Here is a 17,389-nt window from a genome sequence, read left to right on the forward strand (position 1 = left end):
GTAGTCACTGAAGTCTGGTGTCACTCGGCTAGTTCGCGCTCGACCTCGTCCAGACTTTCGACGACCGACACCCGGTCGGGGGCGTACGTGGCTTCGCCCGCTTTCACCTCCCGGCCCGTGATCAGGAGAACCACGGTTTCCAACCGACTCGCCAGGCCGCGGTCGACCGCACTTTCCAGCCCGGCGAGGGCTGCCGCCCCGGCGGGCTCGGCGCCAACGCCAGCACGCCCGGCCAATGTGGCGACCGCGCTCAGCAGCGCGTCATCGGTGACCGACACCATTGCTCCGCCGCTCCTGCGAACAACCTCCAGTACGGCGTCACCGATGGCCGGGCGGATCACTGCGATGCCATCGGCGACCGTGGCACGGGGATCCAGCTCTGTCGGCCGGGCGGGCTCACCGTGCCATGCTCGCACCAACGGCTGGCAGCGTTCGGCCTGCACGCCGATCAGGCGTGGCCGCCGCGTGGCGAGGCCACAGCTGATGAGTTCGGTGAAGCCCTTTTCGAGCGCTACCAATGTGGGACCGTCTCCGACCGGGACGATCACCACGTCCGGGAGTCGGCGGTCGAGTTGTTCCCACACCTCGAATGCCACTGTTTTCTTCGCTTCGATGGTGAACGGATTGGCGCCGGTGTTGCGGTCGAGCCAGCCGAACGTGCGAGCGGCTGTCCGGGAAAGGTCGACAGCGGCCGCGTAGCCCTCGCGCACCTGGAAGACCCACGCACCTGCCTGCGTCATGAGCGCGAGCTTCTCCGGCAAGCAGTCGGTGGACACGAAGATGACGGCCCGCATCCCGGCTGCCGCGGCACCGAACGCGGTGGCCACAGCCGCATTGCCGGTGGACGCGGTCGTGATCGTTCCCACTCCGCGCCGCAGCCCGTCTTCGATCACCAGTGCGGTGGCACGGTCCTTATTGGACGCGCTCGGGTTACGCGTCTCGTCTTTGATCCACAGGTACGGCGTGCCCAACGTCTGTCTCAAAGCAGGCGCGTGCAGCAGCGGTGTGCCGCCGATCGGCACCGGATATCGCATCGGGCCGTCGGGAATCGGCAGCAACTCCCGGTATCGCCACATGGTGAACAGGTCTGGCCGGTCCCGCGCCATCCGCGCGGGACCGTAGTCGTACCGCAGCCATTCACACCCCGCCAGATCGACCGACCCGGTCACGCTGCCCATGGTGTGACCACCCTCCGCATCTCAGACTGACCCGGAACCGGCGGTCAGCTCGCCGGCGCCGATCACGTCCTCGCCGTAGACGCCCTGCAGCCAGTTGGTTTGGTAAACGGTGTCGAGGTAGCGCTCGCCGAGGTCCGGGGCGATGGCGACCGCGGTGAGTTCATGCGCGTCATGCCGGTCCAGCCAGCCCATCGCGCCACTGACCACGGAGCCGGTCGACCCACCGAACAGGAATCCGCTTCTGGCCAGACGATGGCAGGCGCGGATCGTATCGGTTTCCTCGACGCGCACGATATCGTCCACATAGGACTCGTCGAGCAGTGGTGGGCGGACGCTGGTGCCCAGGCCGGGAATCATCCGGGGGCCCGGTGCGCCACCGAAGGTCACCGAGCCGACGCTGTCGACCGCGACGATCCGTACCGGCCGGTGCCGTTCCCGGAAGTAGCGTGCGCAGCCCATCAGGGTTCCTGTGGTGCCCGCTCCGACGAACAGGACGTCCAGTAGCGGGAACGCGGCCGCGATCGCGGGTGCGGTCCGGTGGTAGTGCGCCTTCCAGTTGCCGGGGTTGGCGTATTGGTTGAGCCATACGTATCGGTTGTCGGAGGCGCAGAGCGCGCGGACGTGTGCGATGCGTGCGCCGAGGAAGCCGCCGTTGGCGTCCGGTTCGGTGATGATGTGGACCTGGCTGCCCAGCGCTTCCATCAGTCGTCTGGTGGAGAGGTTGCAGCGGGAGTCGGTCACGCACAGGAACTGGTAGCCCTTGCTGGCCGCGATCATGCTCAGTGCCACGCCGAGGTTTCCGGAGGAGGATTCGACCAGGAACGATCCGGGGGCCAGGATTCCGTCCCGTTCGGCGGCCGCGACCATCTCCGCCGCGGCCTTCAGCTTGATCGAGCCGGCGAAGTTGAAGCCTTCACACTTCAGGAAGAGCGAGTGCTCGAAGATCGACCGGAGGTCGACGTAGAGCTCATCGGAGTTGAAGTCCTGTGGAACCGAGATGACTGGCACCCTTGCCTCTTTCGCTTGTGCGGCAGCGACTCTGCTGCTCATCCGTACCGGCTTAGCTCGTGGAAGAAGTTGTCGATGACGTACGCCTCGCCGGTGTGGATCACTTCGTCGTAGACGTACTTGCCCACGGCGAGGTCGAGTACTCCGAGGCCGAACGGGGAGAACACCAGTGGCTGGTTGGCCGGCACGCTCACTCGCCCGGCCATGACGTCGTCGAGCGTGCCGTGCAGGAAGTCGCGGTTGCCGGTGAGTTGTTCGGCCAGATGCGGCGAGGTGTCGGCCTTGAGGCAGTGCTCGATGTCGTCGACGATGTTGGTCGAGGCGAGCAGGATCTGGGGTGCGAGGTCGCGCAGCGAGATGTGGAGTACCAAGGGATTGTGTTCGAACCAGGACATCTCGCTGACATGCGGCTGACCGGCGACGGTCGCGAAGATGACCAGGTCGCTGGAGCGGATCACCCGCTCGGCGCTGTCGTGCACGGTGATCCGGCCGGCGGTGCCCGACGTCTCCAGGTAGCCGCGGAAGCCAGCGGTGCTGTCGGCGGACAGGTCGTGCACGCCGATCTCGTCGAACGACCAGCCGGTGCCTGCCAGGAACGTGTGGATGTAGCGAGCGATCAGGCCCGTGCCGATGAAACCGGCGCGCTTCGGGCGCGACCGGCCGCGGGAGAGCCAGTCGGTTGCCGAGGCCGCGAGCGCGGCAGTCCTGGTGGCGCTGATGATGGAGCTTTCCAGGCAGGCGAACGGGTAGCCGGTGTCGTGGTCGTTGAGGATCAGGACGGCCGAGGCTCGCGGGATGCCCGCGGTCACGTTCCGAGGGAAGCTGGAGATCCACTTCAGACCGGCGAGGTGGACCTGGCCGCCGAGCGCGGCGGGCAGCGCGATGATCCGGGCGGACGGGCGGTCCGGGAAACGCAGGAAACAGGACGGGGGGTTCACCGAATGACCGGCGCTGTGCAGCCGGTAGGTGGCCTCGACCAACCCCACAATCAGGTTCTCGCGCCCCTGTAGCGCACGTTGTACCTGGGCACCGGAGATCACCGTGAACGGCGGCACGGTTGCCGACGGTGGGGGGATCGGTTCGGACGTCGCGGACTGCGTCGCGGCGGAATTGTTCGTGTTCATCCAGTGATCACCTCGACAGTCGGCGAGCAGTCGGTCAGGCGCACGGGGTCGGTCATGGCGACGAGCACTTCGCGTGGTCCTTCGTAGGGTTCTCTGCTGTGTGCGGTGCGGATGTTGTCGACGAGCAACAGGTCACCGGCGTGCCATGGTTCGCGGGCGGTGTTGGTCTCGTAGATGGTGTTGAGCAGGTGCACGATGTCCTGGCTGATCGGGTCGCCGTTGCCGAAGTGGGTGTTGAACGGCAGTGCGTCCGGGCCGTAGACCTCGACCAGGTATTCGCGTACCTCGGGGTCGAGTGTCCACTGGTTGAGGAATGCGATCTGGTTGAACCAGCAGCGTTGGCGGGTGACTGGGTGGCGGACCACGGCGCTGCGGCGTTGTCTGGTGCGTAGTTCGCCGCCGGGCTGCCAGTCGTACTCGATCGCGTTGGCCCGGCAGTAGTTCTCGATGGCGGCGCGGTCGGCGGTGCCGAACGCCTCGGTGAGCGACGCGCCGATCTCGTCGTTGTAGGTGCGGGTGAGTAGCCAGCCGTCCCGCTCGAACCGCTCGACCAGTTCGCCGGGCAGCGCGTCGAGTACTGCCTGTGAGTCGGCTACCCCGGTCGCGCCGCCTTGTGTGGGGGCGCGGAGGCACGCGAACAGCATGAGGCCGGGGAACTCAAGCCGGTAGCTGTGTTCGTGGTGCATGCACATGGGCTGGTTCGCAGGCCACGCCGACGACGAGTACACACCAGCGGAATAGGTCCGCCGGGATGCGAAGGCCTCCGTCTCAGCCATCAACCCGCTGCCCAGCCGCCGGAAAACAGCAGCGATTTCGGCCGTGTCCCGCAGATCGAGGCCGCGGACCAGTACCGAAGCGTGCTCGGCGACGACAGCTCGTAGCGCGTCGGAGTGCGCGGCCGCCCAACCTGGCGCGTCGCCAGCGGCATCAGCCCGGAGTATCGGAGGTTTGCCGGGACACAGTCGCACACCGGGCAGCAACGCCCGGGATGAGGACGACATCGGGATGTCCTTTCAGTTGCTAGGGCGTGTTTCGAATGTCCCGGTCGATGAGAGCCGACCCCGGCCGGAGGCCGGCATTGGGATGCAGTGGGGTGGTTCATGGCGACGCCGCGGTGACGCCGCGAATACTGGTTGTCTTTGGGCGTTGCCGCGGTGACGCCAGGGGCCACATCCGGCCTGGCTATCGCGATCGGGCATTTGAAACACGACCTAGTTCGTAGAGGCCAGTGATTCGGCGGCGCCTTGCCCGGACTTGCCGTCGAGCACCCCGGCCAGATCGGCGAGGACCGGGTGACGGGTGATGTCGGTGAGAGACAGGGCGTGGTCAAGGCTGATCGCCAGCCTCACCGCGGACAGCGAGGTGCCACCCCGCTCGAAGAAGTGGTCCCGCCGGCCGATCTGATCCGGTGGGACGCCGAGTGCTGTCGCCCATGCGGCCGCCAGGCGCCGCTCGGCGGGCGTGCTCGGTGGCTGGAAGCCGTTCTCGACGATGCCGAGTTCTCCGGCGAGCGTGGTCAGCGTCGTCCTGTCGATCTTGCCGTTGGCGGTCAGCGGCAGCCGTTCCCGCCAGTGGCAGGCCGACGGGACCATGTACTCGGGCACCAGTTCGGTCAGCCGGTCGGCCACGACGCCGTCGTCGAGCGGCTGCGGGCCCGAATAGAAGGCCACGAGGCGCTTGCCCCGGTCGGTGTCGCCGGTGACCACCGCAGCCGCGTCGCGGACACCGGGGACCCGCAGCAGGGCGTTCTCTATCTCGCCGAGCTCGACCCGGAAACCCCGGATCTTGACCTGGTTGTCCCGGCGGCCGAGGAACTCCAGCTTGCCGTCCGGCCGCCAGCGGCCATAGTCCCCGGTCCGGCACAACCGCTGACCCGGACGATGCGGATCGGCCATGAAGAGCAGACGGGTGCGCGCGGGGTCGTTGACATATCCCCGACCAACACACACCCCGGAGAACACGATCACACCAGGCGCACCCAACGGCACGGGCCACAGGTTCTCGTCGACGACATAGACGTGCACGTTGTGAATGGGTCGGCCGAGCGGGACCCGGTCGCAGTCCGGCACCCGGTCCATCACCTCGTGCACGGCGTCGTCCGAGGTCTCGGTCAGCCCGTAGGTGTTGACCAGCGGGATCCCGGGCTGGGCGGCGAACCAGCGCTGCACGAGCTCCTTTTTCAGGAAATCGCCCGTGGGCGACACGGTGTGCAGGTCCGGCAGCTCGCGGGGATGGTGCTCCAGATAGGACACGATCACGTCCAGATAGGACGGCACGACCTGCAACACGCCCGCCCGGGCGTCGACGATGGTGTCGACCAACCGCTCGACGTCCAGGATCACCTCCCGATCCACCAGCAGCGTCCGCCCGCCCACCAGCAGCGCGGCAACCACCTGCCACACCGAGATGTCGAAACACTGCGGCCCGGTCTGCGGAATCACCTCACCCTCACGCACCCCCAGATCGGCGATCTTGGCGAAGATGTGGTTCAGCATGCCCGCGTGCTCGCACATCGCACCCTTGGGCTCCCCCGTCGAACCGGACGTGAACAGGATGTACGCCAGCTGATCCGGCCCGACATCCACACCCAGATTCCCCTCCGCGTGGTCCTCCGCGTAGGCAGCCTCGACATGCAGCAGCCGGACTCCCGGCGTCTGAACCCGGGACAGGATGTCGATGGCCGCCTCAAGCCTGGTGGTGCTGCCGCGCTCGCTCAGCACCAGCCCGCACCCGGCCCGCGACAGCGCGGTCGCGATACGGTCGGCCGGAAAGTCCGGCTCCACAGGCAGGTACACGCCACCAGCCTTGAAAATCGCCAACACAGCCGCCATCCAGTCCAGGTTGCGCTCCATCACAACCGCCACAACACCTTCACGGCGCAAGCCACGCGCCAACAAAGCCCGCCCCAACCGGTTGGCACGCGCGTTGAGCTCCCGGTAAGTCCACTGCCGATCCCCATGCACGGCCGCGACCGCATCCGGGTGTGCCGCCACACGCTGCTCGAACAACTCGTGCACCCGGTGATCCGGCAACTCCCGGCGAGGACCGGCAAGCCGGTCGAGCTGGAAGAGCAGTTCCTCGGTGGACAGCAGGCTTTGCCGACTGTGTTCGGCATCCGGATAGGCGGCGATCAGCGCGAGCGCGGCGAGGTGATAACCGGTGATCCGGGCGGCGTAGCCCGCGTCGATCGCGCTGGTCCGGTACCGCAGCCGCAGCACGAGTTGCCAGCCGTGCCATGAGGTTCCCATTGACATCACGGTGTTCTCGGACAGGACCGTGCCGCCGGTCAGATCGACAACGGTTTCGAACGACGGTTCGGTCAGACCCAGCTCGCGCCTCAGTTGGTCGACCGGGAAGTCCTTGTGCGACAACAGTTCCGACTCGGCTCGATGGGCGTCCACCAGCAACGTCCGCCACGAGCCGGGTTCAGTCGTCAACCGGCAGGGCAACGGAGGTCCGCCCACCGCGGGCACGTAGCCGGTCGTGACTTCGCGCTCACCAGACAGCGCGGCCAGCACTTTGGCGTGCGCGGCCAGCAGCACCGAGCTCAGTGGTACCGCCAATTCGTCCGCCAGCCGCCGCAATGCCGCCACATCCTCGCCGGGAACTGGCACCTCGTGCTCGGCGGTACCCGGCGACCGGTCGAGAGTCCACCGTGGGATCGCGGTGAACCCACCGGCGAGGAGCGTGCCGCGCCAGAATTCCCGGTCGGCTTCCGCTGGTGTATCCATCGAGGCTTTTCTCCCCTCCCACCGCGCCGAGGCGCTGCTTCTCATCGAGTTGCGGACGTGACCACGGTGGCGTTGTCGTCTCGGCGAATCCGCGAACTGACGACGTGGTCGCGCATTTCCCTTGCCGGGTTTCCGCCCCATCGCGCGTGCGGCGGCATTTCCTCGCCCTTCATCAGGAAGGAGTCGGGCGCCAGCACCGCGTTGTCGCCCATCGTCACGCCGTAGTGGACCAGCGCGCCGATCCCGATGGTGCAGCCGGAACCGATCGTGATCCGGTCGGACTTGAGTGCGAAGTCCTCAAGGGAGTGGCACTGGATCGAACTTCCCGCGTTGAATGTGCAGTCGTCGCCGATCGTCACCATGTCCTTCTCCGCCATGGTGCAGCCGTCGTCGAAGAGCCTCCGGCCGAGCCGGACACCCAGCAGCCGCCAGGCCACGTTCTTCAGCGGGGTGCCGTTGAGTGCTCTGTGCATGTGCCCGGTCATCTTGAGGAAACGCTCTCGTCGCCAGCAATCAAGCTGGTAGATCGAGCAGGACGTCGGCGCGGTGCCCCGGAATCCCGTGGCAGCGCGTTCCACCAGCGCGAAATAGCCCACGCCGAACAGCAGGGAGAACACGGAGAACAGCGCGATCGCCAACGCTCCCCATGAGTCGTAGAAGTCCATAGTCCACAACCCGATCAGGGTGAGCACGAACGTATAGCACCACCGCGACAACAGAAACCACCCGATCGTCCGAGCGTTGTGGCCGTTCTTGGCCGCGAGGCGACGGGGCAGCCCCTCCCCGCTCGCCAGGTGGTGGAACCTGCTGTCCCGCTCGACCGTGCGCGGGATCTCGAAGCTGGGCGAACCCAGCAGCCCGACACCTTCACGGGTGTGCCCGTCGATCGGGACCAAGACCTTCGTGCCCAGCAGGCAGTTCTCACCGGTCCTGCCCTGCGCGGGATAGACGATGTCGTTGCCGAGGAAATTGCGCGCCCCGATCGAGACTCGCGACACCCGGAACGAAGTGCTGGAGAACTCGGCGTTGACGATCGACAGCCCGTCGGCGATCACTGTGCCGACGCCGACCGAGACCAGATACGGGGTCTCGTGCTTGACCTGCTTGCCGAAGTTCGCCCCGGTCTGCACGACCGGAGCCAGGCGATACCCCAGGCCACGCAGGTAGCCGACGATGTAGGAACTGTCACCGAGCAACTCGATGAAGAACTTCCGGTTGGTCAGGCGCGCGATCATCCGATGCAGGGCGAAGTGGATCCCATACAGGCGATAGACCTTGCCCGGCTTGATGGCGAGGTTGAGTACGCGCGGGACCGTGACCACGACGAGCAAACCGACGAGCGCCGAGCCGAAGAACAGCACGAGGGAGGTCACCAACGCGGTGGCGTAGAACATCCAGCTCGTGAAGGCCAGAGTCTGCGGGTCAATGAGGGCGGCGAACTGCGGGACCCCAGCGAACAACAGGTCGATGGCGCCGAAAGCCAGCGGAACGTACAACAACAGCATGCTTGCCAGCTGCGAGAATGCGTATGCGGCTCTTCTAGCGGTGCCGCAATCGGCCGGTTCGACCGCACGGTAGTCCGCCTTGGTCGGCTGCGCCGGCGATCCGTGCCAGTGCTGGCCGTCGGGCACGGCCTGCCCGGCGTGCAGTGAGGAGGCATGGCCGAGCTGGGCCCCGTCACCGAGCGAGGTCTCGATGTCGAGCACTGCCTTCTCGCCGACGAACACGTCCCGTCCCATCGTGATCGCGCCGGTCTGGATCCAGCCTGCGGCGGCTCGGTAGCAGTTGAGGTACGTGTCCTTGCGGATGACCGTGTTGTCGCCGATCGTGAGCAGGTCGGTGCACACGGGTGCGTGCCGGGAGAAGATCACGACCCCGCGCCCGACCCTGGCCCCCAATGCCCTCAGGTAGAGCACGTAGAGCGGCGAACCAGCGAACAAGACCAGCGGGCTCAGCGAAACGAGCGTTTTGACTGTCCAGAAGCGGACGTAGGCCAGACTCCATACCCGGATCCGCTGGGGCCGCCACCGGCCGACAAGCGCCCACTTCGCCACGATCGGCAGAGCGCACAAGCCTAGGAAACCCGCGCCGCCGACCAGCGCCATCCGCAGGTAGTCCTCGATCAGGCTCCCCCCAGCGGAAATCCAGTCGATGCCTCGTTCGATGGCGAGCGCGGCGAGCAAGGCGTACCCGAGGAGGATCAGGACCTGCAGCGCTCCACAAAGGACGTATTGCCGCGTGCTGGCAGGCGCCGCCTCGACCGGCGCTGGGGCCGGCTCGGCATGGGTACTGCCCGATGACGCCAGTGCGGAAGCGAGGCCTCTGATCGAGGGGTGCTCGTATATGTCCTTTATGGACACTGAGGGCAGATTCGGTTGTTTCCTTATGCGGGCGCAGAACTTTGCCATCACCATCGAGTCGGCGCCGAGGTCGTCGAAGAAGTGGCTGTCGGCGGGAACCCGTTCGACTTCGACGCGCAGGACGCCAGCCAGCACCTCGGCGAGGATCCACTCGACGCCATTCGCGCCGACGCCATCGAGGTCTTCGCGGTCCACCACCATCTCGCGCCTCCTTTGAGCGTTCGCCGGGGAGTGGTCGCGCGCGGCCACGGCGAACGCGCAGGCGTCCCGCGCCAGCGACCCTTCTCAAGCGCGCAGGATTTCCACATTACAAACAACAGCGCGCTGAGGGAGGAGCCACTGACGGCCTTGGCGGCCAAGACTTGTTCCGGCGAATACCCCCGACCGCAACCACTAGAGCGTTCACGGCTTGCGGTGGGCTTGCGGCAGCCGCAGCCGCAGCGCAACCGTGAGCGGCGATGATGGATCCGCATGGCAGCGCCGTCCCCGGCCGGGAGTGGTGCCGGGGACGGCACTGAACATGGGGAGCGCACAGGAATTCGGGGGCGTCACTGCGCGCTCCCCTTGCCGGTCACCCCGCCGATGGCAGGTAGGAGGCAGCGGCGTGCCGGCTAGTCGTAAATGTGCTGGGAGTGTCGATGACGATCAGGTTCTTGTGCGCGGTCGTCCATACCGAACACGGGTGTGGCCGACGACGGCGCCATCCGCCACACGCCCGGCAGCGGCCGCGGTCATCGGGTTCGTGATTGGCCAGCAGAGTCCGCCATGCGGCCGTCAGGCGGGCGATCTCGGTATCGGCGAGCGAGGCACGGGAAGGCAGGTCGGCCTCATTGACCAATCTGTCCAAATAGTCCAGTCGCTCGTAGACCGCCTTACGCAGGGTCGAGGCCAGGACCTCGTTCATCAGACTGTTCCTCCTGTGGCCAGAGGGGTTGAGTGTGGTCGTTTCCACGAGGGCTGGACCGAGTCGGCAGTCGAGGCGACACCGGCCATAACCGGGGATGCAGGTGGGGCGGTACCAGCTCCGCGATCCACAGCCGGGCCGCGTGGATGTGCAGGGCTGCCGCGTAGAACCCGTGGCACGGCCAAGACTGTTCCGGGCACAGCGGACACTCTTGTGGCTCCCGCGGTGATGGTAAGTGCGCGGTCAGTTTGTCGACCGCCTTGACAGCACGCCCTAATGGGCTGTCCATGGCGACGACGACAGCAACGATGCCTTGTGTGTCGTCCGGTGTGCTCATCTCGGTGCCGCCCACCTCGTCGCGTGCGGCGCGCCGGGCCTGCTCAGCACCGCATGCCGGTGTCTGAAAGCAGTGTTGTCGGATAGGAGCAAGGGACTCTCGCGTTTGGTCGCGATGGTCACGTAAAGCCGACCTCCTCGTCGGAAGGACCACACAAGTGGGTCTTTGGCGTGGTGCCTGCGTCCGCTCACCAGCCTGGTACCAGTGGCGGGCGTTTCGGTTCCGGTGCGAGCGGGAACTTTTCCTCGGCTGTTGGCTCTCGCCTGAGCTGGGCGAATAACCCGAATGACGGTGCGAGAACTTCCGGCGTGTGCGTCTCGCCGAACTCGCAGTGCGATCAATCTCCGGGCTACCATCCGTAGCAAGTTCGATACTCCACTCGCGCAGGCCCAGTACTCCACCCGCCTGAATAAGGGGTAGGACATGCCACGGAAGTCCGGGGTTTCCCACAAGGCAGAGCGTGACCAGCTCCGCGACCGCATGCGCGGCCTCGGGTGTTCGGCCGCCCAGATGGCCGCCGAGATGGCTCGCCGGTTCAACCTGCGGCCGCGCGTGGCTTGGCGGCATGCCGTGGGATGGACGCAGTGGAAGCTGGCGCAGCAATACAACACCGCACACCCAGGGGCGAGGCTTTCAGACAGTCGTGTCAGTGAGTACGAGAGCTGGCCGCATGGCGGTGTTCAGCCCAGTGTGCGCTACCTGGCCAACCTCGCAGTCGTGTTCGGCCACGGATGCACGCTGTCCCAGCTCGTCGATGCCGACGACCTCGAACAGTTCGGCCCGGCCGATCGCATCCTGTTCACCACATCCCTGAGCGGGAACCTGCGTGGATTGCCGGGCACGGCCGTGACTCCCACCCCGGTCGTCTCGTACGGCTCTCGAAGCGACAGCGGCCACTTCGATCTTGTGCCCACGCACCAGGATGTCGCCCCGCTTCCCTTTCGGGGCCCCCGTCGTGTCGTGCGTTGTGACGCGCACGGTCTGCCTATCCGTGAGGAGGTTGTCATGGCAGCCAATGAGTCAGCCCAGTTCCGACGCTGGAGTGCCACCACCAACGTTGACGACGATGTGCTGGAACAGATGGCCGCCGACGTTGCTGATATCGCCACGCGCTATCTCATCGACCCGCCGGGCGCGCTGTTCACCACGTTGCTGAGTGCCCGTGATGACGTGTTCGGATTGATCGCCGGGCGTCAGCAACCGAAGCACACAATGGACCTGTACAAGGTCGGCGGGCAGATATGTGCGTTGCTCGCGCACGCCACAGCCGACCTGGGACACGGCCACGCCGCGCACACCCATGCTCGTACCGCGCTGCATTGCGCCGAGCAGGCGGGTTATCCCAAGCTGAGGGTCTACGTCCGCTGGGTACAGTCCAATGTCGCGTACTGGGACGGCCGCTTCCATGAGGCCGCACAGCTGGTTGAAGCCGCGCTTCCGGACGCGACCAGCGGCACCGCGCTACTGCGGCTGGCCAGCCAGCAGGCACGCATCAATGCCGCTCGCCGTCGGCCAGCTGAAGTCAGACGAGCGTTGAAGATCGCCGAGTCCGCCGCCACGGAACCGAGCGCCGACGAGCCCGGAGTTCTTGCCTTCGCCTCCGGCAAGGCCGCCTACTACGCCAGCGAGGCCCACCGCGAACTCGGCGGCACCGAACACATGGACGCCGCAGTCGCCTGGGCTGCCAGCGCTGTCGAGCAGTTCACGGCTGAGTCCCAGCCGAACGCGCAGTTCGTCGCGGCCGCGCGGATGGACCTCGCCCGTGCTCACTTGGCCCGTGGCGATCTCGACGCGGTCGGGGAACACCTCAGTCCGACGCTGCGTTCGACTGTCGCCGAACATCGCACCGTTCCGGTGCTGAGCCGCGCCCGCTCGTTGAGCACTCTGCTGGAGAATCGGTCCGATCAGGGCTCGCTCACCGTGGCCTCCCTGAGGGATGATCTCGCTGACTTCTGCGCCCATCCAGCCGTCGGCCCGGTCGAACTCGAGTCCGGCCAGGCCGGCTGATCAACTCACGGAAGGGGACCTGAAGTGCCTTTACAGGTAGCTGTCTGCGGACCCCGCCACTGCACCGAGGATGACAAGAGCCACGCCTACGAGGTCGGCATTCTGCTCGCGCGGGCGGGAGCGGTCGTGATCTGCGGTGGCGGCACCGGCGTCATGGCCGCTGTCGCCGCCGGAGTGCGTGCCGGCAGCGGCCTTGTCATCGGCGTCCGTCCCAACGACACCGCCGCGGATGCCAGCCCTGATCTCTCGGCGGTGATCGTCACCAACCTCGGCGAGGCACGCAACGCGATCATCGTGTGGTCCGCCGACGCCGTGATCGCGATCGGTGGCTCATGGGGCACTCTGTCCGAGATCGCCTTGGCGAAACGACGCGGCGGCATCCCGGTCATCACCCTTGGCAGCTGGACCATTCTCGACCGCGACGGCAACCCGTTGCCGGAGTCCGTGGCAGTCGCCAGCAGCCCCCGGCAAGCCGTCGACCTCGCTCTGGCCATCCGTCAGGCGAGGCACCAGGAAACCATTTGATTTTCAATGCTCCGTCCTCTTCGCCAGAAGGCCAGGTAAACGGCCCCTTTGCCGCTGGGCAGCCGCTCGCCAGTCTTGGCATCCGGCGTTCACGAACAAAGGAGGACGATGAAACCCACGCCTTGTCTGGCCATCGCAGGCCTGGTCGGCGCGCTCATGCTGCCGATGTCCGGCATCGCCTACGCAGCCTCTCCAACGCAGGCGATACCAGCCCATTCGTCGTTCGGACCGTCACACACGGGCTCCGACACCGGCGGGTTGATCGGCGTATCAGGCCATGATCGGATGTTCCTCACGAAGATACATCTGGACAACCTCGTACAGATCAAGGCGGGACGGCTGGCATTGCAGAAGGGGCGGTGTGCGACGGTGAGGCGGATCGCCGGCGTGTTCATCCAGGACCACTTCCGAATAGACAAGGACGTCCTGTCGCTGGCGGCCAAGTTCGATGTCAGGCTGCCGGATGCCCCGGATGCCGAAGCGCGAAAGCGGCTTGCCGAACTGGCGGCACTGTCCGGGTACGAGTTCGACGTCGCCTGGCTGCGACTGCAGGATGCCGGGCTTCGCGAAGCGATCAAACTGGGCAAGCAGCAACTGCTGCTCGGCCGCTCGCCAGAGGTGAAGGCGCTGGCGACCGCGGCCACTCCGGTCGTCGTGCGCCACCTGAGACTGCTCAACGAGGCCAAGCGCTACTGCTGACATTCGCCTGCCGCGCATCAGTGGCGATAGTCTGTCCAAAGTGGACATCCAGTTATCGAGTGTGCGCGTTCGTATGCTCGATGACCGCGGTTTACGAGCTACCGAGGTAAAAACTCGGCGGTGATCGCATCGATAACGGCCGTTCGTCGTTCGGTGTCTTCCCGGACGGATCGGCTGGCCTCGACATGGAGGTACGGGCTGTCGAATGCCGCGGCCGTCCTGCCTTGCGCGTTTCGGGTCGCGCTCAGCCGTCCGCATTCCTCCCGCCATACCAGGCAGATGACGAGTCCTGCTCGCTCGAGTCGCAGAGCGGTGTGTTCGGCGATCACGCCGGGTCTGCCGATGCTGGCGGAGAGCACCAGATCCCGTCCCGGCAGGGTCGCGTCGCCGAAGCCGTGCAGCTGTACCTGGGGCAGGCCGCGGTCGGCGAAGCGGGTCGCCACGATGTGGAAGATCGAATCCTTGCGATGGGCCACATCCGCGGCCTTGTCGGCAGCGTCGCGGTGCGCTCCGGCGACCATCAGGATCGACCCCGGGATACGCCGGAACAGTTCGAGTCCCATCTGTTCGGTCCTGAGGTCCGAGTTCGGGTGCGGCACCTCGATCGCCAGCCGCACGGCGGCGGACAGGTCGATCATGTACATCCCCCAGGCGCGTTCCGAACCGGGTTCGTTCACGATCGCCAGGTACGGGCGCCCAGTCGCGGTGTCGACCCCGTGCTCGACCGAGAAACCGAGCGATCTGAGGTGGCCGGTGGCGAACCAGGGGACCAGACCGGCGAGCAGCGACGCGAAGCCGAGCTCGGCGATGTCACGTTCTTCGCTTGTCGGGGCCCGGTAGGGACCGTCCGGCCGAAGTCCACTGGTGAACTCCGCGAGGAGCTCGGCCGGCCGGGAAACCGGGCGCTCGCCGTTCTGTTCCGGCCACTCGCCGACCATGATGATCACCGTTGCCGCCAGCACAGTGGCGGCAACGAGAGCGCGGAGCCTTGGGCTTGCCGATCTGTCGTGTCTGTCGTCCACTTCGGTCAACTCTAGTCGGATCCGCTTGACGTTTCCCGGTTTGGTTAGGGGCCAGTTGAGTGGCCTCTGGTCCGCCAAGATCATGCGCGGCCAAGATGTCCAAGTCCGGCAAAGCCGTTATCCGGCTCTGGGGCGTGTCCCGACCATCGCGTGCGAGATCCGTCGGGGCATGCCCTTGTCCAGTTCGAACGAAGGCTCGAAATTCCTTGCGATGGTTGAGTCCCACGCGGACGCGCATCAGGCCCGTGGTGGGCAGGCGATGACGACACTGTGGATCGGCCGACGGCAGAACCGGCTCGAGAAACAACTTGTCGAGACACGATTTCCCGGAGGCGTGGGGGTGCCTTCCGGTGTCGGGCTGGCACTGTCGTTGTTACTGGCCGTCTTCTGTGCGTTCTATCTCCAGCAACCGGCCACACAATCGGTCGCCGAGGCCGTTGTCGAACCGCAGGAACGGTTCACCGCGTCGATCGCGCGAACCCTCGCCGCGTCGGTGGCCAAGGAGGTGACGAACCTGCGCGCGGCGGTGACGCCGCCCGCCGCGGGACTCGCACACGACCCCGATGATCTGCTCGGCGAGCTCGGCGCGGGCTATCCGCGGTGGCGGGGGATGGCCTTGGTAGAAGGGGCGGGCGAACGGATAGTCGCCGCACGGGGCGAACCGGTACCACTGGGCGAACTGGATCGCACATCGTTGCCCGCGGCTACTGTCCGGCCGCTTTCGCTTGCCGGACACGGAGTGCTGCTGGTGGTGACCATCCCGCTGGGCGGTGACCACGAAGGACGGCGTCTGGTGGCCTGTATGGACTTGTCCGGTTCGGAGTTTCCTCTCGACGAACGGCTGGGCCAGAGCGTGCTGCTGGTGACGGCGACCGGCGCCGTCGTCGACTCCTACGGCCCTGCACCGAAAATCGGTGACCAAGTGCTTTCTCCGCTGATCCGTGCGGCTGCCGCTGCCGCGGCTGCGGGCCGCACCGGCAGTGAAGTGGGTTCGCCCTACCCGGACGGCTCGACAGATGAAGCCACTGTGGTGCCCGTGGTCGCCTATGCGCCACTGACGGTTGCTGAGATGTCCGGGACCCTCGGGCTCAGTGTGATCTCGGTGAGCAGTGCGTCGATCGATCGCGACGAGTCGCAGTGGTATCCGCTTCTGCCGTCCGGGTTGCTGGTCGTTGTGGCCGTTCTCGGATTCGCCTCGGTCCGGGTGGCACTGGTCAAGCCGGTCCGCAGGCTGCGAGCCGACGCCATCGCGGTCGCGTCCGGAGTTCTCGACCGGACCGTCCGGATCTCGAGGTTCGTCGAGATCCGGCGGATCGCGGTGGCGATCGACCACTGCAGGGCCGAGTTGCGAGGCGAACCCGCCCGGCCGAACAGGCGCTCAGCGTGGGGATTGTCCGTCCGGCATGCCGTCATCCTCAGCACTGTCGCGCTGTTCGGGTGGTCGGTGTTCCTCGCCACGGCCGTGGGCGTCTCCGTCCCCGAGGTGCCCGAAGCCGCCGTCCTGCAACGAGGTGTGGAGGTTTCGTGGATCGCCGACTCGGTGCGCCGCAGCCTCGACGAGGGCTTGTCCGACCTGAAGGTGCTCAGCCGGTTCGGCGCGAGGAACGAGGAACCGGCATTGCGAACATCGATGGAGCGACTGGCCGGGCGGGAGGCCAGGTACCGAAGTGTCTACCTCACCGACACCACCGGGCAGGTGAGCATCCATTTTGGACGACAGCCGTTACGTGCCGAGGAGCGGCTGCCCCCTGACGAGGAAGGCCTGCACCAGGCCAACACCAGTGGCCGGTTGCCGGTGGTCTTCGCGTACCGCGCGCTGGCGGACGGGCAGCGTGCCGTCGTGGCCGAGTTCGACATCGAGCACATCTCCGGGCTGCTCAGGCAGTCCGTCGGCCGGGCCAGGATCGTCGACTCCGGGCTGCGCACGATCGCCGACACCGAAGGGTACCTGGCATTCCAGGAACTGTCCGACGACTCCTTGCGACGGAGCGTGGGTGAGGCGCGGACAAGAACTCCCGGCGCGATCCTCGACGCGAGCGTCATGGACAGTTCCGCGGGCCCTTCCATTGTCGCCTCGGTGGCGATCGGCGGTTCCCGCGCGGCGACGGCGCTCGACTGGGTCGTGGTCGCGCAACAGCCCGTCGCCGAGCTGAACCTGCCGGAGAACGCGCTCTGGCGGAGAGCTCTTGTGGTGGCGCTGCTCGGCGCGATCATCGCGCTGCTCCACTGCATATGGCACGAACTCATGTTCGTCCGGCCGCTGCGCCGGACCGCGGCCGCCAGCGAGCGGCTGGTGGACGGAGACATCAAGTCCGTGATCTACCCGGTCCGCCAGGACCACGTCGGAACGATCACGTCCTGTCTGGAGATCTGCCGTCAAGCCCTCGCCGATGGCACTCACCGGCTGGGTGATGTCCGCCGCCCGCGTGGCAGGCCCGCCCAGATCTCCTCCCGGCGATCCCCGAAACACGCCCTCATCCGACGAGAGAGCTGA

Annotated in this window: 12 protein-coding genes; 4 read left to right on the forward strand and 8 right to left on the reverse strand. The window is 66.5% G+C overall.

Features of this window, described 5'->3' with window-relative positions:
* Positions 1-20: 20 nt before the first annotated feature.
* The 7 genes from LWC34_RS05160 to LWC34_RS05190 form a co-directional block, all read right to left on the reverse strand.
* Positions 21-1,178, reverse strand: coding sequence for a pyridoxal-phosphate dependent enzyme (locus LWC34_RS05160; protein ID WP_233723248.1), 1,158 nt, complete (start codon positions 1,176-1,178; stop codon positions 21-23).
* A gap of 21 nt (positions 1,179-1,199) precedes the next feature.
* Complete coding sequence (gene sbnA, locus LWC34_RS05165) at positions 1,200-2,186, reverse strand: 2,3-diaminopropionate biosynthesis protein SbnA (RefSeq protein WP_233726366.1); 987 nt, start codon at positions 2,184-2,186, stop codon at positions 1,200-1,202.
* 38 nt (positions 2,187-2,224) lie between these two features.
* Positions 2,225-3,310 (reverse strand): 2,3-diaminopropionate biosynthesis protein SbnB, encoded by a 1,086-nt coding sequence (gene sbnB, locus LWC34_RS05170; RefSeq protein WP_233723249.1) that lies wholly within the window; start codon positions 3,308-3,310, stop codon positions 2,225-2,227.
* Entirely contained in the window at positions 3,307-4,311 is a 1,005-nt protein-coding gene (locus tag LWC34_RS05175; RefSeq protein ID WP_233723250.1) for a TauD/TfdA family dioxygenase, read from the reverse strand. The genes sbnB and LWC34_RS05175 overlap by 4 nt, the downstream gene beginning before the upstream one ends.
* Positions 4,312-4,521: 210 nt before the next feature.
* A complete protein-coding gene (locus LWC34_RS05180) occupies positions 4,522-7,041 on the reverse strand; it encodes a non-ribosomal peptide synthetase (RefSeq protein WP_233723251.1) in 2,520 nt (839 codons plus the stop codon).
* A gap of 41 nt (positions 7,042-7,082) precedes the next feature.
* Positions 7,083-9,602 carry a Pls/PosA family non-ribosomal peptide synthetase gene (locus LWC34_RS05185; RefSeq protein WP_233723252.1) on the reverse strand — a complete coding sequence of 840 codons (2,520 nt, stop codon included), beginning with the start codon at positions 9,600-9,602 and terminating at the stop codon, positions 7,083-7,085.
* 370 nt (positions 9,603-9,972) lie between these two features.
* A complete protein-coding gene (locus LWC34_RS05190) occupies positions 9,973-10,305 on the reverse strand; it encodes a hypothetical protein (RefSeq protein WP_233723253.1) in 333 nt (110 codons plus the stop codon).
* 760 nt (positions 10,306-11,065) lie between these two features.
* On the opposite strand from LWC34_RS05190, the gene LWC34_RS05195 reads away from it, so the two are divergent.
* The 3 genes from LWC34_RS05195 to LWC34_RS05205 all read left to right on the forward strand — a co-directional run bounded on the left by LWC34_RS05195 (position 11,066) and on the right by LWC34_RS05205 (position 13,873).
* Positions 11,066-12,649, forward strand: coding sequence for an NsdA family TPR-like regulatory protein (locus LWC34_RS05195; protein ID WP_233723254.1), 1,584 nt, complete (start codon positions 11,066-11,068; stop codon positions 12,647-12,649).
* Between the two features lie 24 nt (positions 12,650-12,673).
* Positions 12,674-13,174 carry an SLOG cluster 4 domain-containing protein gene (locus LWC34_RS05200; protein ID WP_233723255.1) on the forward strand — a complete coding sequence of 167 codons (501 nt, stop codon included), beginning with the start codon at positions 12,674-12,676 and terminating at the stop codon, positions 13,172-13,174.
* A 108-nt stretch (positions 13,175-13,282) separates the two neighbouring features.
* Positions 13,283-13,873 (forward strand): DUF4142 domain-containing protein, encoded by a 591-nt coding sequence (locus tag LWC34_RS05205; RefSeq protein ID WP_233723256.1) that lies wholly within the window; start codon positions 13,283-13,285, stop codon positions 13,871-13,873.
* A 98-nt stretch (positions 13,874-13,971) separates the two neighbouring features.
* On the opposite strand, the gene LWC34_RS05210 is transcribed toward LWC34_RS05205, so the two are convergent.
* Positions 13,972-14,895: a hypothetical protein gene (locus LWC34_RS05210; protein WP_233723257.1), complete on the reverse strand. Its 924-nt coding sequence runs from the start codon at positions 14,893-14,895 to the stop codon at positions 13,972-13,974.
* A 55-nt stretch (positions 14,896-14,950) separates the two neighbouring features.
* Here LWC34_RS05210 and LWC34_RS05215 point away from each other — a divergent pair, with 55 nt between their 5' ends.
* Positions 14,951-17,389 carry a HAMP domain-containing protein gene (locus LWC34_RS05215; protein WP_233723258.1) on the forward strand — a complete coding sequence of 813 codons (2,439 nt, stop codon included), beginning with the start codon at positions 14,951-14,953 and terminating at the stop codon, positions 17,387-17,389.

Source organism: Kibdelosporangium philippinense, from assembly GCF_021390435.2.
GTDB lineage: Bacteria > Actinomycetota > Actinomycetes > Mycobacteriales > Pseudonocardiaceae > Kibdelosporangium > Kibdelosporangium philippinense.